The organism is Solicola agrisoli (assembly GCF_049059935.1).
GTDB lineage: Bacteria > Actinomycetota > Actinomycetes > Propionibacteriales > Nocardioidaceae > JAURVT01.
The window spans coordinates 1-621 of record NZ_JBMGQR010000156.1 but is presented as its reverse complement, the minus strand read 5'-3'; the positions used below and the strand labels follow the sequence as shown (position 1 = coordinate 621).

The following is a 621-nucleotide window of genomic DNA, read 5'->3' as shown; positions in this document are numbered from 1 at the left end:
GTCGGCGGTACGGGCCCCGAAGTACCCGCTCCCGAGCTCCCAGACGAGGTCTCCCCCGTGCTCGAGGTGGTACTTCGTCAGCCCGCCCTCACCGGTGTCGTGCGCGAAGCCGCCCCGGGCGGCACCGCCGTTGAGCGCCAGCAGCGCGTTGCCCGACAGCGCGCCGAAGCTCATCGCCGAGACGTTCAGCAGCGACATGTCGTACGGCCGGGTGCAGTCCGGTCCGCCGATGCGCACCCGGTGCGGCTGCTCCGGCGGGTCGAGCGGCGCGGTGGAGTGCAGCAGGTACTCGTACCCGATCTCGTTGACGTCGCGCTCGGTGCCGAAGGCCTTCTCGGCGTTGGTGCCCTTGGCCCGCTCGTAGATCAGCGTGCGGGTGTCGCGGTCGAACGGACGGCCGTCGACGTTGCGCTCGATGAAGTACTGCTGCAGCTCGGGCCGGATGCTCTCCAGCAGGAACCGCAGGTGCCCGAGCACCGGGTAGTTGCGGAGCACCGCGTGCTTGCGCTGCAGGACGTCGTGGACACCGACGCCGAGCAGGACGACCACCAGGGCGAGCAGGACCCACCACGCGATCGACGACCCGATGGCCGCCGCGAGGAGCACGAGCGCGCCGACGAC

The 621-nt window shown here is 71.0% G+C and carries 1 protein-coding gene; it reads right to left on the bottom strand.

All coding sequences use genetic code 11. The features are described from left to right. On the bottom strand, positions 1-621 hold a 621-nt coding region (locus tag ACI6PP_RS23230; RefSeq protein ID WP_421114127.1), incomplete at both ends, for a glutamate synthase-related protein.